The following is a 20347-nucleotide window of genomic DNA, read 5'->3' on the forward strand; positions in this document are numbered from 1 at the left end:
TTTGTTCAAGGGTTTTCCAAAATTACTGTAGATCGCTGAAGGCCGCTTGCAAACGCTCGACCGCTTCGATGATCCGCGAGCGCGGTGTCGCGAAGTTGAACCGTAGGAAGCTTTCGCCACCCGTGCCAAACGTTGGACCATGGTTGGCCGCGATACGCGCGTCTTGTTCGACGCGACGGGTAAAGTCTTCGTGGCTCATGCCAGTATCTTCAAAATCTACCCAAGCGAGATAGGTTGATTGCATGTTCATCGATTTTAAGCCAGGAATCGCGTTGATACCTGCATCAAAAATCTTGCGGTTTCCATCAAGGTACTGCACCAAATCATCCACCCAAACAGCGCCTTCAGGGCTGTAGGCGGCCTCGGCCATGAACAGGCCGAAAGAGTTCGGTGACAAGCCCATCGCCATCATCCGTGCGCCAAAACGTGCACGCAAATCGGAGTCTGCGATGATCACGTTGCCAGAATGGCCGCCCGCGATGTTGAAGGTTTTCGTGGTGGCCGTCATCATCACAAGGCGATCTTCGATGCCTGTGATGTTGGCCATTGGAATGTGTGAGTTGCCGTCGAAAACCAGATCGTGATGAATTTCGTCGGAAACCAAAATCAGCTCATGACGTTTGGCAAATGCCGCGACGGCCTGCAATTCGGCCTTGGTCCAAACGCGACCTGACGGATTGTGCGGCGAACAGAAGACGAGCATCGTTTCAGTACCCGCCATTTGTGCGTCGTATGCATCAAAATCCAGCTCGTAACGGCCATTCGTGTTGACCATTTCACATTCAACCACAGTGCGATCTGCAGCGGTGATAACCTTGGCAAAGGCGTGGTACACCGGCGTGAACAGGACAACGCCATCACCCGGTTTCGTGAAGGCATCGACACACATCGACGTCCCATTCACCAAACCATGCGTCGTGAAAATGCCTGCTGGATCAACATCCCAGCCGTGACGCGTTTTCATCCACCAGCAGATCGCATCGCGGTAGGGTTTGTCGTCGCCGTAGTAACCATAGACGCCGTGTTCGTGCATCTTGGCGACTGCATCGGACACACATTGGGGTGGGCGGAAATCCATATCCGCAACCCACATGGAAATTCCATCACTGGCGGGAACGCCGTAGATCGCCTCCATCATGTCCCATTTTACGGAATGGGTGCCAAAACGGTCGATGATCTCGTCGAAACTCATGGGGAATTCTCCTGTTGGGTTACGCGCAAGCTATCGAATTGGCGCAAATCTGCAAGGGCTTCACCGTGGTGAGTTGCAGCGCGGGCGTGGCTGGCTTAAATGCATCTTATGAAACGCAAGATTTTGATCCATCCCGACCCGCGCCTGAAGAAAGTTTGCGCTGCTTTGCCCGATATTTCGGACGAAATCCGCAAGCTGGCTGATGATATGCTCGAAACCATGTATGCGGCCCCGGGCATTGGTCTGGCCGCGCCGCAAATTGGTGTGCTGGATCGGATGATCGTGCTCGATTGCGTCAAAGAAGATGGTGCCAAGCCAGAGCCTGTTGTCATGGTTAATCCACGCGTGATCGGCGCGTCGGATGATCTTAGCACATATGACGAAGGCTGCCTGTCGATCCCCGACGTTTACGCGGATGTGACACGTCCGTCTGAGGTTCGTGTCGAATGGCTTGATCTGGATGGGAACCTGCAAGAACGCGATATGGATGGCCTTTGGGCGACCTGCGTGCAGCACGAAATTGACCATCTAGAGGGCAAGATGTTCATCGACTATCTCAAGCCTTTGAAACGTCAGATGATCACACGCAAGATGCAAAAGCTAAAGCGCGAGATGGCCCGCGAATGAGCATTCTACCGATTGTCATGTGGCCTGATCCCCGTCTGAAACGTGTGTGCGATGAGGTTGGTGTGATTGACGGTGCGGTTGCACAATTGGTCAGTGATATGTTCGAAACGATGTATGCGGCCCCCGGTCGTGGTTTAGCTGCGCCGCAGGTTGGCGTAATGCAGCGCTTGTTTGTGATGGATGCGACATGGAAAGAGGGTGTTAAAAGCCCGCTCGTGTGCATCAACCCAGAGATCAAACGGCTTGGGGATGAGTTAAGCACGAATGAAGAGGCCTGCCTGTCGATCGAGGGTGTGGCGGCTGATGTGACTCGACCCAATCAAGTTGAACTTACGTATACGGATTTGAACGGCGCGCGCGCAGCGATGTTGCTTCAAGGGTTCGAGGCGATTTGCGCGCAGCATGAGGTGGACCATTTGAGCGGACGCGTGATCTTTGATCACCTCGATGACACCGCTCGCGCAGTGTTGGAAATCGAATATAAGGCAGCAGTGGTTTGAGCGTTCGTAAATGCATTCCGTGGCCTGACAGGCGTTTACGCAGTGCGGCCAAACCTGTCAGCGAAATCACAGATGACGTGCGTGCTGTTTGGACCGATTTGATCGACACGATGGAGGCCATGCCCGGCGTTGGCATGGGGGCAAACCAGATTGGTGTGATGCAGCGCCTTGCTGTCGTTGATGCCTCCAAAGAGCGCGGTAAAGTCACCCGCATGGCAAACCCTGAAATTCTACATGCCTCGGTCGAGTTGCGTGAACATGACGAGGCAAGCCCGAATTTACCGGGTGTCTCGGCGATCATCAAACGCCCACGCGCTGTGACTGTGCAGTTCATGAATGAGCACGGTGAAATCGAACAACAAGATTTCATCGGGCTTTGGGCGACCTCTGTACAGCACCAAATCGACCATTTGAACGGCACGTTATATTTCGACCACCTCAGCCGCGTTAAACGTGAGATGCTGATCAAGAAGGCGCGCAAAGTATGAGAGTGATCTTAATGGGCACGCCAGATTTTTCGGTTCCTGTGCTGGATGCTTTGATCGGTGCGGGTCATGAAATCGCAGCGGTCTATTGCCAGCCCCCACGCCCCGCGGGGCGTGGTAAGAAAGAGCGTCCAACGCCCGTCCATGCGCGCACTTTGGAATTGGGTTTGAGTGTGCGTCACCCTGTGTCTTTGAAGGGTGCGGATGAGCAGGCTGAATTTGCTGCATTGAACGCGGATATCGCGGTGGTCGTGGCTTATGGTCTGATCCTTCCGCAGGTCATCTTGGACGCGCCCATGAAGGGCTGTTTAAACATTCACGCCTCGCTCCTGCCACGCTGGCGCGGGGCTGCACCGATCCACCGCGCGATTATGTCGGGCGATGCGCAGACGGGTATATGTATCATGCAGATGGAGGCGGGTTTGGATACTGGGCCTGTATTGCTGCGAACTACGACAGAGATTGGGGCTGAGGAAACGACGGGCGCACTGCATGATCGTCTTAGCGCATTGGGTGCTAGAATGATTTGCGATGCTTTGGATCGTTTGGATGATTTGACGGCTGAAATTCAGTCAGAGGACGGCGTGACCTATGCAACTAAGATCGACAAGGCCGAAGCGCAGGTCGATTGGACCATGGAAGCTGTGGAAATAGATCGCCAAATCAGAGGGCTTTCGCCGTTTCCTGGGGCGTGGACCATGCTCGGCGGTGCGCGTGTGAAGCTACTCGCGAGCCGCCTTGTTGACGGTAAGGGTGATGCAGGCATTGCGCTTGATGATACGTTGGAAATCGCGTGTGGCACAGGTTCAGTACAGATCATTCGCGCGCAGAAGGCTGGTAAAGGCGCGCAGGATGAGCAAGAGTTTTTGCGGGGCACACCTGTTCCCAAAGGTACCCGTTTCGGGGAGGGATAACGCAATGTTTTTAGCACTTTTCGGCACGGTCGTGATTGCAGGGATTGTTGGATATATCTCTGAGAAAAGCGAGTTCACACACAACGGTTATTTGCCTTCGATCATCATCTGCGTAGGTGGCGCGTTCTTGTTCTACTTCATTACGATCATGTTCCGTGTTGGATTTGGATCGCCGGGTGTGGATGCAATCGTTGCCTCAATCGGTGCGTTGATTATTGTTCCGACGGACTGGCGTAAGTAGCCTGATTAGTTTTTCGGGGGTTCGTGCTTGTAGATCGGTAGGCTCCACCTGAACGCGATTGAGCCGCCGCGCAAGATTAGCGTCACAGCAATTGCAGCACTTAACACGCCCATAGATTGCAGGCCCATCGCGGATGCCAAAACGCCGGATGCGGCCCCTGCAAATGCGGCGCTCACGTATAATTCGCCTTGCTTGAGCACCAAAGGCACCTCGTTGCACACGATATCGCGCATTAAACCACCCATGCAGCCCGTCACGATCCCCATAAGGATCGAAATGACGGGTGGCTGGTTCAGCGAGAGTGCGGCGCCAATCCCTGCCGCGACCGCGACACCAAGTGCCAACGCGTCGAGCCAGATCAAAAGGCGATAGCGGCTTTCGACCAGATGCGCTGTGAAGAATACGAACAGTGCTGCGAGGGTGGTAATAGCTAGGTAGGCGGGTTGTTCGATCCAGAAGATCGGGTTTCGATCCAAAAGCACATCGCGCACGGTGCCGCCGCCGATACCGGTCAGCGCAGCAAGGAATGCAAACCCCACCAAATCAAGCTGCGCGCGCGAGGCGACCAGTGCACCTGTGAGGGCGAAGACCAAGACGGATGTGTAATCAAGCAGGACGAGGAAACTCATAATGTGTCCTTGATCCACGAAATGGCGTTGGAATAGGGGGTGGGTAGATCATGATCTGAGTTCGAGAGGTCAAGCCAAGTGAACTTGAACAAATGCCCGCCGCCATCTTTGCAAAAGTGCTGCCATGCCTCGCGAACGGGAATGGATACGCGGCAGAGGGAAAAGTGCCAGACAGCGTCCGTTTGGATCGCATCACTTGGACCTAAGTAAATCGCGGACCGTGTTTCTACACCGGATCTTTCGAATAATTCACGTGCGGCCCCTGCTTCAAAGCGTTCGCCGTCTTGGAAGCTGCCTTTGATCAACTGCAAACCCGCTTTGGGGTGTTCAAAGATTGGAATGCGCAGTGGCGCGCCGTCGGGATGGAGCGCGACAGGGCAGACCACATGGCGGGTCATTTCTTGAACGGGGCCATGCCTGCGCGCGCGAGTTCATCCGCGCGCTCGTTCTCTGGATGACCTGCGTGGCCTTTGACCCATTCCCACTTCACTTGATGGCGGGCTTGAGCGACATCAATGCGTTGCCATAACTCGACGTTCTTAACTGGCTTTTTGGCAGAGGTTTTCCAGCCGTTTTTCTTCCATCCGTGGATCCAGCCGGTCACGCCATTCTTCACGTATGTGCTGTCTGTCACGATGGTTAACTCGGCGGGACGCTCTAACGCCTCAAGCGCGGAAATCGCCGCCATAAGTTCCATTTGATTATTCGTCGTCAGCTCTGTACCGCCACTAAGTTCGCGCTGTTTGACAACCTCTGTACCGTCCATCGCGCGCATCAAGACGCCCCAACCGCCCGGTCCAGGATTTCCGCTGCACGCGCCGTCTGTGTAGGCAATGAGTTTAGGCATCTTCGTTTTTCCTGCTTTGCAACACGACCCATTCGGCCATCACACCGTCCAATCCAAGGTCACTGCCATGGTTGCGGTGGATCACCGTGTGCCCGTTTTCAATCAGCATCGCTTCAAGCTCTTCCTCGGTGAAATAGCAATAGTGCCGCCCGATCCTGTCACGCTTTTCGCCTGACCCGGTCTTCATACCTATGTGAAAGATGCCGCCTGCTTTCAAAGCGCGGGTGATTTGGGTGAGGTGAGCAGGAACTGCATCGCGCTGTGCGTGCAGCAGGCTAAAGTTGGCGAAGATGCCGTCGTAGTGTTCGATCCGATGCAAATCATCAAACGTTTCTTGGCGCGCGATGACGCCCTGAACCTGATTTGCAATTTTGACCATCTCGCTGGAGGCATCTGTTGCCTCAACCGCGAAACCGTGTTGTGCCATCCGATCCGCCGTGTGGCCCGGGCCGCAGCCAAGATCTAGGATTAACCCTCTTTTTGGGAGCGCATTCATGAAGCACGTCAGATCAGGGTCGTTTACAACACCATCTGTTAGCTCAGCATATTCTTGTGCCTTCACATCATAGACTCTTAGCGTGTTTTCATCGCTCATCCCAAAACAACTCCTATGACGAGGCATGTGACGACGATGCCTGTTAAAATCATGCGCAACGGCATCCACCATGGCGGGGTCAGGCCCCACTTGGAGAACATGTAATCAAGGGCGAGCAGACCAAGGAAACCTGCGATCAGGTAAATGCCTGCGCTTGTTGGTCCCCCGCCCGTCATGAAGAAAGCCCAGAGTGCGGGAAGAACGGAGAGCGCGTAACCTGTCGCGGCTTGTGCGCCCTCGGCTTTGGTCGCAAATCCCCAGAGGACACCTGACATGAATGACAGGATGACCGCGCCGTAGAACAATTGGATATAGGGGCCAACAAAGCGTGGCCCGATTGTTTGTGCGGCTGACAAAGCCAGGTCGGGCATGCCCGTGGTTATCGCGCCCCAGATAAAGGGGAGTGTGCCTGCTAAACCAAGAACAAGGGGTGCGCGTGGGATCATGACGCTTGGCGCAACACGCGTGGGACCTTGAATTCGACGTTCTCTTTCGCGGTCTCGACAACCTCAACTGTGACGTCGTAACGGGCTTTGAAGGCGTCGATGACTTCGGTGATCAACACGTCGGGCGCAGATGCCCCCGCCGTTATCCCAATGTTTTCGATACCCTCCAGCGCGCGCCAATCTATGTCTGTTGCGCGTTGCACCAGTTGCGCGTAGTCGCAGCCAGCTTTTGCACCCACTTCGACCAAACGACGAGAGTTGGATGAGTTCGGCGCGCCTACCACCAGCATGGTGTTGGTTTTTGTGGCCATCGCTTTGACTGACTCTTGGCGGTTGGTTGTCGCGTAGCAGATGTCTTCTTTATGTGGGCCTTGGATTGCGGGAAAGCGTTCTTGGAGGGCGGCGACCACATCGGCGGTATCGTCTACAGACAGTGTGGTTTGTGTCACGAAGGCTAGCTTTTCTGGATCGCGCACATCAAGGCCAGCCACATCAACGGCTTCTTCTACAAGCAATACTTCGCCCTCGGGCAATTGCCCCATAGTGCCGACCGTTTCGGGGTGACCTTCATGACCGATCATCACCAATTGCAAGCCGTTCGCGTGGTGGCGTTCTGCTTCGATGTGAACCTTGCTAACCAAGGGGCAGGTTGCATCCACATAGACCATCTCGCGCTTGGCTGCAGAGGCGGGTACGGATTTGGGAACGCCGTGTGCGGAGAATATAACGGGGCGATCATCGGGGCATTCGTCAAGCTCTTCGACAAACACTGCACCTTTGTCGCGCAAGGCATCAACAACGAATTTGTTGTGTACAATCTCGTGGCGTACAAAAACGGGTGCACCCCATTTTTCCAACGCTAATTCAACGATCTTAATCGCACGGTCGACGCCTGCGCAAAAGCCGCGCGGGGCGGCAAGATAAAGGGTAAGGGGGGGATTGGACATTTTTGGCTCCGTCGGGTTCGAGCGTATCTGATTCAAACCTAGCGTGACGTGTGCTTGGGGTCCAGAGGAACGGTGATCGAATGGACGTGAAAAGACCGGACGCTTGGCCCGGTCTTTTCAATTTTAGGGCGCTGCAACTGCCGCAGGTTCGCGCTCAGGCATTGGTTCACGCGTAGGGCGACCAAGAACGTCTTTGAGTTCGTCCAATTCAATGAAATTATCGGCTTGGCGGCGAAGCTCGTCAGAAATCATAGGTGGCTGGCTGCGAATGGTAGACACCACAGAAACACGAACGCCTTGACGTTGTAGGCTTTCAACAAGGGGACGGAAATCACCATCACCTGAAAAAAGTACAATGTGATCAACACGTGGTGCAAGTTCCATGGCATCGACAGTAAGCTCTATGTCCATGTTACCTTTCACCTTACGGCGACCTTGGCTGTCGGTGTATTCTTTGGCCTGCTTGGTCACCATCGTGAAGCCGTTGTAGTTTAACCAATCCACCAAAGGTCTAATAGGTGAATATTCGTCGTTCTCTAGAAGTGCGGTATAATAAAACGCGCGCAACATCTTTCCACGGCGCATAAATTCCTGCCGTAAAAGTTTATAGTCGATGTCAAACCCAAGCGACTTAGCAGCCGCGTACAAATTCGATCCATCGATGAACAGCGCAAGCCGTTCGTCTTTGTAAAACATCAAATGTCCTTTCAAATGGATCCGTCGCACCGTGAGTGTGTGAGTGGTAAAAATATTGCGACTTTTCCGATTCCCACGATAAGAGAGAAACGACATCTTAATCAAGTGTCGAGAACATGAAATGAAGGTGTTGGATGGGAAATGCGGGGACTTTGAAATTTGTTGCGCTGGGTGCCAATCTTTCGACTACCGATGACACGTTGGAAAAAACGCTCTCGCAGGCGATTGAGCGCGTGGCCCGATCAGGTTTTGCGATTCGCGCGGTAAGTCGATTCTTTCAAACACCGTGTTTCCCGCTGGATGCGGGGCCTGACTATGTGAACGCGGTGATTGCGATCCGAAGTTCGCATTCAGCGAAGGACACTTTAATTCAATTGCACAACATCGAAGCGGTGTTTGGACGTGAACGCCTTCAAAGGTGGGGGCAACGCACGCTTGATCTAGATCTCATTGGAATGGACGACATCGTTCTGCCCAATCTAACAATATTCAACAAATGGTACGGTTTGAACCCTGAAATGCAGGCAAAAGCAGCGCCAACTGAACTGGTTTTGCCGCATCCTCGTATTCAGGATCGGGCTTTCGTCCTGGTTCCATTAGCAGATGTAGCGCCTGATTGGGTGCATCCTGTGATAAATAAGTCGGTGCGCCAGATGCTGTTGGAACTGCCCATGTCCGAGATTACTCAGGTTACCCCTATTTGAGTTGCGCCGTGCTTTGAATATCTGCTTGTCAAGCATAGGTTAGGGGACTAAAAGGCAGTCTTCCACGCCACCGCACCAAATCGGAGAACTCCATGGCTCGCGTTACAGTAGAAGATTGCGTCGACAAGGTTCCAAACCGTTTTGATTTGGTTATGCTCGCAGCACACCGCGCGCGCGAAATCGCTGCCGGTGGCGCAATCACAGTTGATCGCGATAACGACAAGAACCCCGTTGTGTCCCTGCGCGAAATCGCAGACGAGACACAATTGGCCGATGATCTACGTGAGCGCCTGATCGAGTCCAACCAGACCCAGATTGAAGTCGACGAGCCTGAAGAAGATGCAATGGCACTTCTTATGGGCGCAGAAGCTGACAAGCCTGCGGACGATGATATGTCCGAAGAAAAGTTGCTTCGTGCATTGATGGAAGCGCAAGGGCAGGGCTAACCCCCTCGCCTTGACGGCACGTTGGGCCCGAAATGGATGATGTCACAAACGATCTGATGTCCCCCGATGCGCTGCTTGCAACAGTTGGCAGATACAACCCGAAGACCAATGAGACGCTGATTCGCGCTGCATTCGCTTATGGCGAGCGTATGCATGATGGTCAGTTTCGCCATTCGGGCGAGCCGTATTTTACGCATCCTATTGCCGTTGCTGGTATCTTGGCTGAACAATTGCTGGATGATGCGACCCTGATCACGGCCCTTTTGCACGACACAATTGAAGATACCAAATCGACCTACACTGAAGTTGCTGAGCTTTTCGGGGACGACATCGCAAAGTTAGTAGACGGTGTTACAAAGCTGACCAATCTTCAGCTTAGCTCCAGTGAAACCAAACAAGCCGAGAACTTTCGCAAGTTGTTTATGGCAATGGCTAAAGATATGCGTGTCATTCTGGTCAAATTGGCAGATCGATTGCATAACATGCGTACGATCAAGGCCATGCGCCCTGATAAGCAGATCCAGAAGGCGCGCGAGACGATGGATATCTACGCACCGCTTGCAGGCCGTATGGGTATGCAATGGATGCGTGAAGAACTTGAGGATCTTGCGTTTCGCGTTTTGAACCCCGACGGGCGCGCATCTATCATTCGACGTTTCATTCGTCTGCAAAAAGAAACCGGCGATGTAATCGAGAAAATCACGGGTGACATGCGGGCTGAACTGGCTGAGCATAATATCCAAGCGCAGATCATTGGACGCGCAAAAAAGCCCTATTCGATCTGGCGTAAGATGGAAGAGAAAGAGCAAGGCTTTTCGCGGCTTTCCGACATCTTTGGTTTTCGTGTGATCACCAATTCGGAAGAAGATTGTTATCGCGCGCTGGGCGTTATCCACCGACGTTGGTTCGCGGTTCCAGATCGCTTTAAGGACTACATCAGTCAGCCAAAAACGAACGGATACCGCTCGATCCATACAACCGTGTCAGGGCGCGATGGCAAACGTGTGGAAGTCCAAATTCGCACGCAACAAATGCATGATGTGGCCGAAGCGGGTGTTGCTGCGCATTGGTCTTATCGCGACGGTATGCGATCGAAAAATCCATTTGCTGTTGATCCGGTGAAGTGGGTCGCTAGCCTGAACGAGCAATTTGGCGCAGAAGATGATCACGTAGATTTTCTTGAGGCTGTTCGCCTTGAGATGTATTCGGATCAAGTGTTCTGCTTCACCCCAAAAGGTGAGGTTGTGAAACTGCCGCGCGGTGCAACGCCGCTGGACTTTGCGTATGCGATCCACACGCGGATTGGCAGTGCCTGTGTTGGCGCAAAAGTTGACGGTCTACGCGTGCCACTTTGGACGCGTTTGAAGAATGGTCAATCTGTCGAAATCGTAACCGCAGAAGCGCAACAACCACAATTCACGTGGCTTGATATTGCGGCAACAGGAAAAGCCAAAAGCGCAATTCGGCGTGCTTTGCGCGAACAGGATCGGGAAAAATTCATCAAGCTGGGCGCAGAACTTGCACGATCTGCTTTTGAAAATGTGGGGCGAAAAGCGACCGACAAAGCCCTTGAAACTGCAGCAAAGACATTGCGTTTGGATGGTGGCAATTCGGTTTTAGCAAATCTTGGCTCGAGCGTTTTGACCGCGTCCGAAGTCGTGCGTGCTGTTTATCCTGAGCTTGTTAAAAATTCTGATACAAGCATTGATGTGGGCCGCGCTGTTGTGGGAATGGGGCAGGGCCAAGCCCATGAACGGGCTTTGTGTTGCGAGCCGCTACCGGGTGAGCGTATTGTAGGGATCACGCAGCGGGGGCGTGGCGTGATTGTTCATGCAATTGACTGCCAAGCACTCAGCAAGTTTGAAGACTCACCGCAGCGTTGGATTGATTTGCGGTGGCAAACCGGTATCCATCCGCCCATCCACTCAGCACGGCTTTACGTCACGATAGGCAACGATGCGGGTGTTTTAGGTCGCATCTGCACATTGATTGGTGAGCAAGGAGCGAATATCTCTGACTTATCCTTCACCGATCGTAAGCCCGATTTTTATCGGCTACTTTTAAGTGTGGAGCTACGTGATGCAGAGCACTTACATTCGATTATTTCTGTTTTGACAGCCGAAGATGATGTGGCCGAGGTTGCGCGATATCAAAACCCGAAGGATGCTGATGAAAGCGTCTCTGAAATAGGACCTGAACTTGGTATTTAAGCGCCGGGATAAACGAAGTTGGCTACGTGCAACGTGGGAAGCCATCTACCCCAAGGGTGGATGGACACGCGCGTTTCACTACGTCAAACATCGTGTGCGCCGTCTGCCAGATTCCCCTGAACGCATCGCGCGGGGTATTTTCGTCGGCGTTTTCACCTCGTTCACGCCGTTCTTCGGATTGCATTTTGTTGTGGCGTTGCTGCTAGGGCGCTTGATGAATGGTAATCTATTTGCCTCCGTCCTTGCGACCTTCTTTGGCAATCCTTTGACATTTGTTCCAATTGGCTATGCGTCTTTAAAGACGGGTTATTTTCTAATGGGCATTAATGAAGACACGACGCACATACGTCATGGTTTTGGCGAAATGTTTGTTGGCGCAAGCCGTGATCTATGGGTCAACCTTAAGGCACTATTTACAGGCCAAGACGCAGACTGGCGCGGGCTCATCGAGTTTTATGACGACGTCTTCTATCCCTATATGATCGGTGCGCTGATCCCAGGTGTGATCACGGGTCTCGTTTGTTATTACCTGTCTGTGCCTGTCATCCGAGCCTATCAAAAGCGCCGTAACAAAGGCGTGTTGAAAGCGCGTTTGGCACGTTTGAAACAGAAGGCGGTCGAAAAAACGGCCAAGAAAGAGCCCAAACAGGGCTAGTTAGGGCTGGCCTTCATGGCACAGGGGGCTAATCTGTTAGTACATCATTCTCGGAGCAATACGGATGTCTGAAAAGCTTCCATTACGCTTAGGCGTAAACATCGACCACGTGGCGACCTTGCGAAATGCACGCGGTGGCGCATTGCCCGATCCCGTCCGTGCAGCTTTGGTGGCACAAGAGGCAGGTGCAGATGGCATCACAGCGCATTTGCGCGAAGATCGACGTCACATTCGCGACGCTGACATTGATGCGCTGATGGATGCGTTGAAAATCCCGCTGAATTTTGAGATGGCTGCGACGGATGAAATGCAGGCGATTGCGCTGCGTCACAAACCGCACGCGGTGTGCTTGGTTCCCGAAAAGCGCGAAGAGCGCACGACGGAGGGCGGTTTGAACGTTGCCCAAGACGAAAACAAGCTGGCCCATTTCATCGCGCCGCTGCGCGAAGCGGGGTCGCGGGTGTCGATCTTTATCGCTGCTGACAAAGGTCAGATCGAGTCCGCCCATCGCATTGGTGCACAAGTGATTGAACTCCACACAGGCGCGTATTGCGATGCGCATGCCGAGGGTGATTTTGCAACACGCGATGCCGAATTGGCCGCGATGACGGAAATGGCAGCTTACGCGCATGATCTGGGTCTTGAGGTTCACGCGGGCCACGGACTGACATATGATGATGTTATTCCCGTTGCGTCACTCCCGCAGGTGCAAGAGGTCAACATCGGTCATTTCATCATCGGTGAAGCGGTATTTCGTGGCCTTGGCCCTGCGATCCAAGAGATGCGCCGCATCTTGGACGGGGTGCGCGCGTGACAGGCTTTGAGCTAGGCGCGCTTTTGCTTGCGTGGGGGCTTGGTGGCGGATCACCGGGCCCTGCCACACTAACGATCAGTGCAACCGCAATGGCGCGTGGTCGTGTGGCGGGTGTTGTTTCAGGGTTTGGTATTCTGTCGGGCTCTGCGTTTTGGGGGCTGGCATCAACGCTGGGTATGGGCGCGATCATGATGACCAACGTGTGGATATTTACCACGATGAAATACGTCGGTGCGTTGTATCTTGGCTACCTTGCCTTCAAATCGTTTCGATCCGCGATGCAGTCAGGCACGACGACGGAGCAGAACGCGCTAAAAGGGGGCTTGGGTAAAGTGTATGCCAAGAGCCTTGCTATTCACCTGACGAACCCGAAAGCAGTGCTTGGCTGGGGTGCGATCTTTGCGATTGCCTTGCCTGCAAGCGCGCCGCCTTCGGCTGTGTTTGTCTTGTACGGGCAATTACTCTGCGTATCCGCCCTCGTTTTCATTGGATACGGTTTCTTGTTCTCCAGCCCTTGGATCGTCGAACGCTATCGCCGCGCGCGCCGTGGCTTTGAGATCGGATTTGGGATCCTGTTCGGTGCCGCGAGCTTTAAAATTCTGACAGCACCCGCGCTAAACCAATGATCTTAGGCATTGGAACAGATCTCGCGAATATTGAGCGCATCGCAGGCACGCTTGAACGCTTTGGTGATCGTTTCAAAAATCGCGTGTTCACCGAGGTTGAACAAGCCAAATCTGAGCGCCGAAAAGATGTTGCTGGTACTTATGCTAAACGCTGGGCAGCGAAAGAAGCCTGTTCAAAGGCGCTAGGAACGGGTCTTGCCATGGGCATTGCTTGGAAGGATATGTCCGTGAGCAATCTGCGCAGTGGCCAACCTGTGATGCACGTAACGGGATGGGCGCAAAAGCGGCTGCAATCCATGACGCCAGCAGGCCATGTTGCGACCATTCATGTGACGTTGACCGATGATCACCCTTGGGCACAGGCCTTTGTCGTGATCGAAGCGCAGCCAATTTCAAACGCACCTGCTTAACCTCTACGTTTATCCGCGCGGTTGACATAAGGCAAAACCGCCCTCATGTAGCGGCTAACCACCACTGGAGAAATGCACATGGCCGAGGAAACTAAAACCGGCAATCCAATCATTGAGACGATCAAAACCATCGTCTACGCATTGTTGATTGCAGGCGTGTTTCGCACGTTGTTTTTTCAGCCGTTCTGGATTCCGTCAGGCTCCATGAAAGACACGCTGTTGATCGGTGATTTTCTCTTTGTGAACAAAATGGCGTATGGGTATTCTTATTCGTCCTGCCCATCTGTTGTGATCCCACGTTTTGGCGTCAATTTGGACGCTAGCAAGTTTTGTGGATTTGTGGATGGTAACAACACGCGCCTGTTTGGTGGCGAGCCAGAGCGGGGTGATGTTGTTGTCTTCCGTCATCCAGTGTCAGGCCGTGACTTTGTAAAACGCTTGATCGGTATGCCTGGTGACAAAGTACAGGTTAAGAATGGCGTTGTGTTCTTGAATGGCGAAGCGGCGCCACAAGAAACCAATGGTGTTTTCGAAGAATTCGCCGCAGCCCAAGGGCCCCATCGTTTGCGCCCCCGTTGTGCCAATGGTCCTGTGGGCGAGGGCGGCACCTGCAACAAAGAGCGCTTTACAGAGACGTTGCCAAATGGTGTGAAGCATGATGTGCTGAATATCGGCAATCAATCATCCGATAACACTCCGGTCTATTCCGTTCCTGAGGGGCACTATTTCTTCATGGGCGACAACCGCGATAATTCTTCTGACAGCCGCGTTCCAAATGCGGCGGGTGGTGTAGGGTTCGTTCCCTACGAGAACCTGATTGGTCGCGCTGATCGTGTGATGTTCTCGTCTGGGGGCCGTTCGATGTTGTTCTTCTGGACGTGGCGCTCTGATCGCTTCTTCAAGGCGGTCAATTGAGTCGATGAAACTTTCGGCTGATCTTGTCGCGCTGCAAAAGCGCATTGGCTACCGCTTTGAACAGGGCGAATTGCTGACAGAAGCCGTGACACATTCTTCGATGTCCTCCGCGTCGCGTTCCGACAACCAACGCCTTGAATTTCTGGGGGACCGTGTCCTTGGATTGGTCATGGCAGAGGCGCTTTTGGGTGCAGATGTAAAAGCATCCGAGGGTCAGCTTGCGCCGCGCTACAACGCGCTTGTGCGTAAAGAAGCCTGCGCCGACGTGGCCCGCGAGATTGAGCTGGGCGATGTCCTGCGCTTGGGACGTTCCGAAATGAAAAGTGGCGGACGTCGCAAGCTAGCGTTGCTGGGCGATGCCATGGAAGCGCTGATTGCTGCGGTTTATATCGACGGTGGATTTGATGCGGCCCAAGCGCTGGTTCTGCGCCTATGGGGCGAACGCATCAACGCAGTCGAAGAAGACGCGCGCGACCCAAAAACGAGCCTACAAGAATGGGCGCAATCGCGTGGCCTGACACCCCCGCGCTACGTTGAAATTGCACGTTCCGGCCCAGATCATGCACCCCTATTTACGATCGAGGCCCGCCTCGACAATGGCGAGACAGAGACCGCGCAAGCCGGTTCCAAGCGTCTTGCAGAACAAGCAGTGGCCCAAGTGCTGCTGACAAGGATTACAGCAGATGACTGATACGCCAGAAAACCCGACAGAAACGTCAGACACAATGAGCAACACGCAAAAGCGTGCAGGCTTTGTCGCGCTGATCGGTGAGCCCAACGCAGGTAAATCGACGCTGACCAACCGTATGGTCGGTGCCAAGGTTTCGATTGTGACGCACAAGGTTCAAACGACACGCGCGCGTATTCGCGGTGTTGCGATTGAAGGTGACGCGCAGCTGGTGTTCGTCGACACGCCCGGCCTGTTCACACCGCGCCGTCGTTTGGACCGCGCGATGGTTGCTGCTGCTTGGGGCGGTGCTACGGATGCGGATGTTGTTGTTCTGATGATCGAAGCCAATCGCGGTGTGTCCGAAGGCGTTAAGACTATTCTCGAGGGCCTCGAAGGCATCGGCAAAGGTCGAAAGATTGCGCTTGCGATTAACAAGATTGATCGTGTGCAGGCCGAAGTCCTTTTGGCGCTATCCGAGCAAATGAACGAAGCCTATCCGTTCGTGGCGACCTTTATGATTTCTGCCGAGCGTGGCCACGGTGTGGATGCATTAAAAGAATGGCTCGCGGGCGAAGTACCAGCGGGTCCATGGCTTTACCCAGAAGACCAGATCGCGGACCTGCCATTGCGCATGATCGCGGCGGAAATGACCCGTGAGAAACTGACCCTGCGCTTGCACCAAGAATTGCCTTACCAACTGACCGTCGAGACGGAAAACTGGGAAGAGCGCAAAGATGGATCCTGCAAGATTGACCAACTGGTCTACGTCATGCGCGATGGTCACAAGGGCATCGTTTTGGGCAACAAAGGCGAGACGATCAAAGCGGTTGGCAAAGCGTCGCGCGAAGAGCTCGAAGAATTCTTGGGTCGCCGTGTGCATCTGTTCTTGCAGGTTAAAGTGCGCGCGAACTGGCTAGAAGATAGCGAGCGCTACGAGAACATGGGCCTAAACTTTAAAGACGGGAACGCATGATTCGGCTTAGCGCACGCTTTTGGGTCGATGCCTACCTTGCGCGTTTGCGGGTCAATGATATTGCTGCGTTTGTTGTTGCGCACGGCGACGATACGGCAGGCGCGGTTCTGGTGAAATCCGCGACGCTGGATGGCAAGGCCAAGCTATATCAGCGTAGCTATGACTTGCTGGAGGACACCCGCAAATGGGACGTCCTTAGCGAGGGCGAGGAGCGCGATGTCGATGCTTCCATCGCCAAACAACGCCAATTTGATAGCGACGTTTGGGTGATCGAGGTTGAGGATCGGGCAGGGCGCACATTGCTGGATCAACAGGGGTTGGAATAGATGGAATGGCGCGACGAGGGAATTCTGCTCTCTGTGCGCCGCCACGGTGAAACCAGCGCGATCGTTGATGTTTTCACCGTAGAGCATGGGCGCCATTTTGGCATCGTGCGCGGTGGTGTGTCGCGCAAGATTGCACCCATTCTGCAACCTGGTGCGCAGCTAGACGTCAGCTGGCGCGCGCGGCTTGAGGACCATTTGGGAACATACACTGTTGAACCCCTGCGCAGTCGCGCGGCGGCGGCTTTGGCGGATCGCATGTCACTGGCAGGGTTGAACGCTGTGACAGCGCTTCTGAGCTTTGCATTGCCTGAACGTGAGCCAGATGCCAAGCTTTATAAACAATGCGAACAACTGCTTGATTTGATGGGTCAGCACGAGGTTTGGCCGTTGGCCTATCTCCGCTTCGAAATCGCGCTGCTGGAAGCCTGCGGGATGGGTCTGGATCTGTCCGCTTGTGCAGTGACGGGGACGAACCGAGACCTGCGTTATATCTCTCCGCGCACGGGCCGTGCGGTCAGTGAACACGGCGCAGGGGAATGGGCGGATAAATTGCTGCCTTTGCCACCGATCCTAAAAGGGGATGGCACGGGCGCGGATGCAGAGATTGCGCAAGCCTTTCAAACCACGGGCTATTTCCTAAGTGAAAAGCTCGCGCGTAATTTGGGTAATCGCGCTTTGCCAGAGGCACGAGGGCGCTACGTCGATCTTTTCAATCGCCAGATCACTCAGCCTTGAAGGTCATTGTACGGCCCGCATCATTGGCTAAAAGCAGCGTGGTTTTGGAAACTTCCGACAAGCTCATATCGCCAAGGGCTTCGAAGAAAGCAGCTTCGCTTTTCAGATCAGCGCAGGCCATCTTGGTCGATCCGATAGCGCTAGTTTTAAACCAAGGATAAGGCTGGGTCTGTTTCGTGAAAAAACGATTGCACGGGGCCTGACCTGATACTGCGCCGTCCTGACCAAATTCCATCGTTGCGCGTGCGGTGAAGGCCTCACCATCAATTCCCACCAAGGTCCAAACTTTACCCGCCGCGCCGTATTTCGCGACAGTTTCATCACCGATGCAGGCTGTAGCAAACATAAGCGAGAAAAGTGCAAGAATGCGTATCATTTAACGCTGGACCGTATCGCACGGATGTTTTCGCCATAGGGCGCTGGGTTGCTGACAGTACCACCCTTGAACACGGCGGATCCTGCGACAAGCACATCTGCACCTGCCTCAACACAGCCCTTGGCTGTTTCGCGCGTCACACCGCCATCAATTTCGATGTGGATCGGGCGATCGCCAATCATCGCGCGCAGTTCTGCGATTTTGGAATGCAGTGGAATGAATTTCTGACCACCGAAACCGGGGTTCACGGTCATCACACACACTAGATCGCATACGTCCAAAAGGTCTTTGACAGCGCTTGCTGGCGTACCTGGGTTCAAGGCAACGCCTGCCTTTGCACCTGCGCCGCGAATGGCTTGCAAGGTGCGGTGAATATGAGGGCCTGCTTCAACATGGGCCGTGATGAAATCCGCACCCGCCTGCGCAAAACCGTCGATGTTGGCGTCCACGGGCGAGATCATCAAATGCACGTCCATCACGGTTTTGATGTGGGGACGGATCGCAGCGCATGTGGTCGCGCCAAAGCTCAGGTTTGGCACGAAGTGACCATCCATGACATCAACGTGAATCCAATCGGCACCTTGGGCCTCAACTGCTTCGATTTCAGCGCCAAAGTTGGCGAAATCAGCGGACAGAATGGACGGGGCGATTTTGACGGAACGTTCAAAGGGCATGGGGTGGCTTTCTGGCTGGATTCTGCATTGCTCGCTTCATACCGCGCGGCGTTGCCCTGCGATAGGGGGTTTTCCAAACGCAGAGAAGGTGGTTAAATCGGCGCATTCCTTTTCAAAGACCAAAGAGATTTCCAATGCGCATTTTGTTGATTTTATGCCTGCTCATGTTTCCTTTCACGCTTGTCGCCCAAACGGAAAACCAGCCCGCGGGCACGATTGAGGTCGAAGATAGCGCAACGCAAGACGCGGAGATGGCCGTACGTATTCGCGATATTCTTGCTGAGCTTTGACGGCAACCACATCCGTATCCCTAACGCGACGGTCTTCAAAAGTCGTATCGTGAACTTTTCGCGCAACGACGAACGGTGTTTCATGTTTTCGCTAGGGCTTGCACCAGACACGGACTTTGTCGACGCCCAACGCATTGCTCTGGAAAAGTTACAAGAGTTGCCCTTCGCATTGAAAATCCCCGCGCCTGCGGTCTGGATTGACGAAATCGGGGACAGTACGGTTTCAATCACATGCACGGGGTGGATCGAACAGCACAAATCATCCTTGGCTGCTGCGCGAGGTGAATCGATTCGATTGGTAAAGCTCGCCCTTGAAAAAGCATGCGTACAGATGCCAGAACCAACCTATCGCATTCTCTCGCCTACCTTAGCGAGCCCCGCAGTACCAGCAGCACAGCAACGTTCTGATCACAGCGACGGCCTTGCACGCGAGGCGGATATTTTTGAGGAAAGCCAAGTGACTATGGACGTGCAGGCCGTTACGGATGCAGCGCTCAAGCAGATTGTCGACGCGGAACGCAAAGTCACAGAAGCCGATGATCTTTTGCGCCGAGAAGCCCCCGAAGAATAACGCAAATATTTTTCAAATATAGGCTTGATTGCCGCGTATCACCCGCGTAAATAACGCCTCACTGATGGGGTGTAGCCAAGCGGTAAGGCAATGCTTTTTGGTAGCATGTACCGTAGGTTCGAATCCTACCACCCCAGCCAGTACCTTCCTCTGATATAACCGATACGAGTGTGACGCGAGATAGTGCCGACTTATCCGTGGGTTACGCCGCTGGGTTTGTAATGCAGACTAGAACGTGGCTCTGAATGGGGCGCAGATATGCCATCAGTCTGAGACAGGCTTTTCGGCGATACGAGGTTGAGCCAAAACGATGCCGAGCGACTCCCGACGGACTTGACTTCTCGCAATTGACACGTCGGAAAATCACGTTCTGATCTCGAATATTAAAGCAAGTTTAGAAGCTGAATTATTGTTCAAAATCAACGGTCTGGCCTAATTTTACGCTCAATTTGTGGCGTGTTTTCAATGGGTTAGAAACAAGAGTGTACCGTGGTTTCGAATCCTACCCGCCCAGCCAGTACCTTCCTCTGACATAGCCGATACGAGTGTGGCGCGAGATAGTGGCGACTTATCCGTGGGTTACGCCGTTGGGTTTGTAATGCAGACTGGAACGTGGCTCAGAACTAGGCGCAAATAGTCCATCAGTCTGAGGTGGCCATTTCCGCGATACGAGGTTGAAGTGGGAGTTTAAAGAGTCGCGATCAATGCGCGTTGTTCTGTCCAGTTTACTGGGATGGTGCATCTGCAAAGATCAGCTTGGTTTCCACACCGCGTTTACGGATTTGGAAAGGGGCTCTGAAGGTAAGTGGATCTTGGATCTGTTCGTCACTGTC

Annotated in this window: 29 protein-coding genes and 1 tRNA gene; 20 read left to right on the forward strand and 10 right to left on the reverse strand. The window is 53.7% G+C overall.

Annotated elements, in window-relative coordinates:
- Positions 1–22: 22 nt before the first annotated feature.
- Positions 23–1192 (reverse strand): MalY/PatB family protein, encoded by a 1170-nt coding sequence (locus QZ279_RS04115; RefSeq protein ID WP_293448282.1) that lies wholly within the window; start codon positions 1190–1192, stop codon positions 23–25.
- 108 nt (positions 1193–1300) lie between these two features.
- On the opposite strand from QZ279_RS04115, the gene def (QZ279_RS04120) reads away from it, so the two are divergent.
- Genes def (QZ279_RS04120) through QZ279_RS04140 form a run of 5 tightly spaced genes read left to right on the forward strand, consistent with a single transcriptional unit; the run spans position 1301 to position 3959 of the window.
- Positions 1301–1819, forward strand: a complete 519-nt coding sequence (gene def / locus QZ279_RS04120; RefSeq protein ID WP_293448285.1) for a peptide deformylase — start codon at positions 1301–1303, stop codon at positions 1817–1819.
- Positions 1816–2319: a peptide deformylase gene (def, locus tag QZ279_RS04125; RefSeq protein ID WP_293448288.1), complete on the forward strand. Its 504-nt coding sequence runs from the start codon at positions 1816–1818 to the stop codon at positions 2317–2319. Before def (QZ279_RS04120) ends, def (QZ279_RS04125) begins: the two co-directional genes overlap by 4 nt.
- Entirely contained in the window at positions 2316–2807 is a 492-nt protein-coding gene (def, locus tag QZ279_RS04130) for a peptide deformylase (protein WP_293448290.1), read from the forward strand. The genes def (QZ279_RS04125) and def (QZ279_RS04130) overlap by 4 nt, the downstream gene beginning before the upstream one ends.
- Complete coding sequence (fmt, locus tag QZ279_RS04135) at positions 2804–3718, forward strand: methionyl-tRNA formyltransferase (RefSeq protein WP_293448293.1); 915 nt, start codon at positions 2804–2806, stop codon at positions 3716–3718. The genes def (QZ279_RS04130) and fmt overlap by 4 nt, the downstream gene beginning before the upstream one ends.
- Before the next feature lie 4 nt (positions 3719–3722).
- Positions 3723–3959: a hypothetical protein gene (locus QZ279_RS04140; RefSeq protein ID WP_293448296.1), complete on the forward strand. Its 237-nt coding sequence runs from the start codon at positions 3723–3725 to the stop codon at positions 3957–3959.
- A 5-nt stretch (positions 3960–3964) separates the two neighbouring features.
- Here QZ279_RS04140 and QZ279_RS04145 read toward each other — a convergent pair whose 3' ends face one another.
- The 7 genes from QZ279_RS04145 to QZ279_RS04175 form a co-directional block, all read right to left on the reverse strand.
- Positions 3965–4588, reverse strand: coding sequence for a trimeric intracellular cation channel family protein (locus QZ279_RS04145; RefSeq protein WP_293448299.1), 624 nt, complete (start codon positions 4586–4588; stop codon positions 3965–3967).
- Complete coding sequence (locus tag QZ279_RS04150) at positions 4585–4986, reverse strand: NUDIX domain-containing protein (RefSeq protein WP_293448302.1); 402 nt, start codon at positions 4984–4986, stop codon at positions 4585–4587. Before QZ279_RS04150 ends, QZ279_RS04145 begins: the two co-directional genes overlap by 4 nt.
- Positions 4983–5435 (reverse strand): ribonuclease HI, encoded by a 453-nt coding sequence (gene rnhA / locus QZ279_RS04155; RefSeq protein ID WP_293448304.1) that lies wholly within the window; start codon positions 5433–5435, stop codon positions 4983–4985. The genes QZ279_RS04150 and rnhA overlap by 4 nt, the downstream gene beginning before the upstream one ends.
- Entirely contained in the window at positions 5428–6030 is a 603-nt protein-coding gene (locus QZ279_RS04160) for a class I SAM-dependent methyltransferase (RefSeq protein WP_293448307.1), read from the reverse strand. Before QZ279_RS04160 ends, rnhA begins: the two co-directional genes overlap by 8 nt.
- The gene (locus QZ279_RS04165; RefSeq protein ID WP_293448310.1) at positions 6027–6476 is read right to left on the reverse strand and encodes a DUF3429 domain-containing protein; all 450 of its coding nucleotides are present in this window, start codon (positions 6474–6476) and stop codon (positions 6027–6029) included. Before QZ279_RS04165 ends, QZ279_RS04160 begins: the two co-directional genes overlap by 4 nt.
- On the reverse strand, positions 6473–7423 hold the full coding sequence (ispH, locus tag QZ279_RS04170; RefSeq protein ID WP_293448313.1) for a 4-hydroxy-3-methylbut-2-enyl diphosphate reductase: 951 nt from the start codon (positions 7421–7423) through the stop codon (positions 6473–6475). The genes QZ279_RS04165 and ispH overlap by 4 nt, the downstream gene beginning before the upstream one ends.
- 123 nt (positions 7424–7546) lie before the next feature.
- The gene (locus tag QZ279_RS04175; RefSeq protein WP_293448315.1) at positions 7547–8119 is read right to left on the reverse strand and encodes an NYN domain-containing protein; all 573 of its coding nucleotides are present in this window, start codon (positions 8117–8119) and stop codon (positions 7547–7549) included.
- A gap of 152 nt (positions 8120–8271) precedes the next feature.
- Between QZ279_RS04175 and folK the strand changes: the two genes are divergently transcribed.
- From folK to recO, 12 genes are all read left to right on the forward strand, one after another.
- The gene (gene folK / locus QZ279_RS04180) at positions 8272–8823 is read left to right on the forward strand and encodes a 2-amino-4-hydroxy-6-hydroxymethyldihydropteridine diphosphokinase (protein ID WP_293448318.1); all 552 of its coding nucleotides are present in this window, start codon (positions 8272–8274) and stop codon (positions 8821–8823) included.
- A gap of 92 nt (positions 8824–8915) precedes the next feature.
- A complete protein-coding gene (gene rpoZ, locus QZ279_RS04185) occupies positions 8916–9269 on the forward strand; it encodes a DNA-directed RNA polymerase subunit omega (RefSeq protein WP_293448321.1) in 354 nt (117 codons plus the stop codon).
- 53 nt (positions 9270–9322) lie between these two features.
- Positions 9323–11479 carry a bifunctional (p)ppGpp synthetase/guanosine-3',5'-bis(diphosphate) 3'-pyrophosphohydrolase gene (locus QZ279_RS04190; protein ID WP_293448353.1) on the forward strand — a complete coding sequence of 719 codons (2157 nt, stop codon included), beginning with the start codon at positions 9323–9325 and terminating at the stop codon, positions 11477–11479.
- On the forward strand, positions 11469–12134 hold the full coding sequence (locus tag QZ279_RS04195; RefSeq protein WP_293448324.1) for a DUF2062 domain-containing protein: 666 nt from the start codon (positions 11469–11471) through the stop codon (positions 12132–12134). The genes QZ279_RS04190 and QZ279_RS04195 overlap by 11 nt, the downstream gene beginning before the upstream one ends.
- Positions 12135–12198: 64 nt before the next feature.
- Positions 12199–12948 carry a pyridoxine 5'-phosphate synthase gene (locus QZ279_RS04200; RefSeq protein WP_293448327.1) on the forward strand — a complete coding sequence of 250 codons (750 nt, stop codon included), beginning with the start codon at positions 12199–12201 and terminating at the stop codon, positions 12946–12948.
- On the forward strand, positions 12945–13574 hold the full coding sequence (locus QZ279_RS04205; protein WP_293448329.1) for a LysE family transporter: 630 nt from the start codon (positions 12945–12947) through the stop codon (positions 13572–13574). Before QZ279_RS04200 ends, QZ279_RS04205 begins: the two co-directional genes overlap by 4 nt.
- Positions 13571–13984: a holo-ACP synthase gene (gene acpS / locus QZ279_RS04210; protein WP_293448331.1), complete on the forward strand. Its 414-nt coding sequence runs from the start codon at positions 13571–13573 to the stop codon at positions 13982–13984. Before QZ279_RS04205 ends, acpS begins: the two co-directional genes overlap by 4 nt.
- A 78-nt stretch (positions 13985–14062) precedes the next feature.
- Complete coding sequence (gene lepB / locus QZ279_RS04215; protein ID WP_293448333.1) at positions 14063–14899, forward strand: signal peptidase I; 837 nt, start codon at positions 14063–14065, stop codon at positions 14897–14899.
- A gap of 4 nt (positions 14900–14903) precedes the next feature.
- The gene (gene rnc / locus QZ279_RS04220; RefSeq protein WP_293448335.1) at positions 14904–15590 is read left to right on the forward strand and encodes a ribonuclease III; all 687 of its coding nucleotides are present in this window, start codon (positions 14904–14906) and stop codon (positions 15588–15590) included.
- Positions 15583–16542, forward strand: coding sequence for a GTPase Era (era, locus tag QZ279_RS04225; RefSeq protein ID WP_293448337.1), 960 nt, complete (start codon positions 15583–15585; stop codon positions 16540–16542). The genes rnc and era overlap by 8 nt, the downstream gene beginning before the upstream one ends.
- Positions 16539–16868: a DUF1491 family protein gene (locus QZ279_RS04230; RefSeq protein WP_293448339.1), complete on the forward strand. Its 330-nt coding sequence runs from the start codon at positions 16539–16541 to the stop codon at positions 16866–16868. Before era ends, QZ279_RS04230 begins: the two co-directional genes overlap by 4 nt.
- Positions 16869–17603 (forward strand): DNA repair protein RecO, encoded by a 735-nt coding sequence (gene recO, locus QZ279_RS04235; RefSeq protein ID WP_293448341.1) that lies wholly within the window; start codon positions 16869–16871, stop codon positions 17601–17603.
- Here recO and QZ279_RS04240 read toward each other — a convergent pair.
- Both QZ279_RS04240 and rpe read right to left on the reverse strand, forming a co-directional pair.
- Entirely contained in the window at positions 17590–17979 is a 390-nt protein-coding gene (locus tag QZ279_RS04240; protein ID WP_293448343.1) for an META domain-containing protein, read from the reverse strand. The genes recO and QZ279_RS04240 overlap by 14 nt on opposite strands.
- Entirely contained in the window at positions 17976–18653 is a 678-nt protein-coding gene (rpe, locus tag QZ279_RS04245; RefSeq protein WP_293448345.1) for a ribulose-phosphate 3-epimerase, read from the reverse strand. The genes QZ279_RS04240 and rpe overlap by 4 nt, the downstream gene beginning before the upstream one ends.
- Before the next feature lie 164 nt (positions 18654–18817).
- Between rpe and QZ279_RS04250 the strand changes: the two genes are divergently transcribed.
- The 3 genes from QZ279_RS04250 (at position 18818) to QZ279_RS04260 (ending at position 19654) form a co-directional block, all read left to right on the forward strand.
- Positions 18818–18943, forward strand: a complete 126-nt coding sequence (locus QZ279_RS04250) for a hypothetical protein (RefSeq protein WP_293448347.1) — start codon at positions 18818–18820, stop codon at positions 18941–18943.
- The gene (locus QZ279_RS04255) at positions 18930–19514 is read left to right on the forward strand and encodes a mechanosensitive ion channel family protein (RefSeq protein WP_293448349.1); all 585 of its coding nucleotides are present in this window, start codon (positions 18930–18932) and stop codon (positions 19512–19514) included. The genes QZ279_RS04250 and QZ279_RS04255 overlap by 14 nt, the downstream gene beginning before the upstream one ends.
- Before the next feature lie 65 nt (positions 19515–19579).
- Positions 19580–19654, forward strand: a tRNA-Gln gene (locus QZ279_RS04260).
- Positions 19655–20347 lie beyond the last annotated feature (693 nt).

It is taken from the genome of Planktotalea sp. (genome assembly GCF_018607965.1).
Classification (GTDB): domain Bacteria; phylum Pseudomonadota; class Alphaproteobacteria; order Rhodobacterales; family Rhodobacteraceae; genus Planktotalea.

Coding starts and splice junctions, on each gene's coding strand:
- QZ279_RS04115 (WP_293448282.1), bottom strand. CDS start 1,192: ATGAGTTTCGACGAGATCATCGACCGTTTTGGCACCCATTCCGTAAAA.
- def (WP_293448285.1), top strand. CDS start 1,301: ATGAAACGCAAGATTTTGATCCATCCCGACCCGCGCCTGAAGAAAGTT.
- def (WP_293448288.1), top strand. CDS start 1,816: ATGAGCATTCTACCGATTGTCATGTGGCCTGATCCCCGTCTGAAACGT.
- fmt (WP_293448293.1), top strand. CDS start 2,804: ATGAGAGTGATCTTAATGGGCACGCCAGATTTTTCGGTTCCTGTGCTG.
- QZ279_RS04140 (WP_293448296.1), top strand. CDS start 3,723: ATGTTTTTAGCACTTTTCGGCACGGTCGTGATTGCAGGGATTGTTGGA.
- QZ279_RS04145 (WP_293448299.1), bottom strand. CDS start 4,588: ATGAGTTTCCTCGTCCTGCTTGATTACACATCCGTCTTGGTCTTCGCC.
- QZ279_RS04150 (WP_293448302.1), bottom strand. CDS start 4,986: ATGACCCGCCATGTGGTCTGCCCTGTCGCGCTCCATCCCGACGGCGCG.
- rnhA (WP_293448304.1), bottom strand. CDS start 5,435: ATGCCTAAACTCATTGCCTACACAGACGGCGCGTGCAGCGGAAATCCT.
- QZ279_RS04160 (WP_293448307.1), bottom strand. CDS start 6,030: ATGAGCGATGAAAACACGCTAAGAGTCTATGATGTGAAGGCACAAGAA.
- QZ279_RS04165 (WP_293448310.1), bottom strand. CDS start 6,476: ATGATCCCACGCGCACCCCTTGTTCTTGGTTTAGCAGGCACACTCCCC.
- ispH (WP_293448313.1), bottom strand. CDS start 7,423: ATGTCCAATCCCCCCCTTACCCTTTATCTTGCCGCCCCGCGCGGCTTT.
- QZ279_RS04175 (WP_293448315.1), bottom strand. CDS start 8,119: ATGTTTTACAAAGACGAACGGCTTGCGCTGTTCATCGATGGATCGAAT.
- rpoZ (WP_293448321.1), top strand. CDS start 8,916: ATGGCTCGCGTTACAGTAGAAGATTGCGTCGACAAGGTTCCAAACCGT.
- QZ279_RS04200 (WP_293448327.1), top strand. CDS start 12,199: ATGTCTGAAAAGCTTCCATTACGCTTAGGCGTAAACATCGACCACGTG.
- acpS (WP_293448331.1), top strand. CDS start 13,571: ATGATCTTAGGCATTGGAACAGATCTCGCGAATATTGAGCGCATCGCA.
- lepB (WP_293448333.1), top strand. CDS start 14,063: ATGGCCGAGGAAACTAAAACCGGCAATCCAATCATTGAGACGATCAAA.
- rnc (WP_293448335.1), top strand. CDS start 14,904: ATGAAACTTTCGGCTGATCTTGTCGCGCTGCAAAAGCGCATTGGCTAC.
- era (WP_293448337.1), top strand. CDS start 15,583: ATGACTGATACGCCAGAAAACCCGACAGAAACGTCAGACACAATGAGC.
- QZ279_RS04230 (WP_293448339.1), top strand. CDS start 16,539: ATGATTCGGCTTAGCGCACGCTTTTGGGTCGATGCCTACCTTGCGCGT.
- recO (WP_293448341.1), top strand. CDS start 16,869: ATGGAATGGCGCGACGAGGGAATTCTGCTCTCTGTGCGCCGCCACGGT.
- QZ279_RS04240 (WP_293448343.1), bottom strand. CDS start 17,979: ATGATACGCATTCTTGCACTTTTCTCGCTTATGTTTGCTACAGCCTGC.
- rpe (WP_293448345.1), bottom strand. CDS start 18,653: ATGCCCTTTGAACGTTCCGTCAAAATCGCCCCGTCCATTCTGTCCGCT.
- QZ279_RS04250 (WP_293448347.1), top strand. CDS start 18,818: ATGTTTCCTTTCACGCTTGTCGCCCAAACGGAAAACCAGCCCGCGGGC.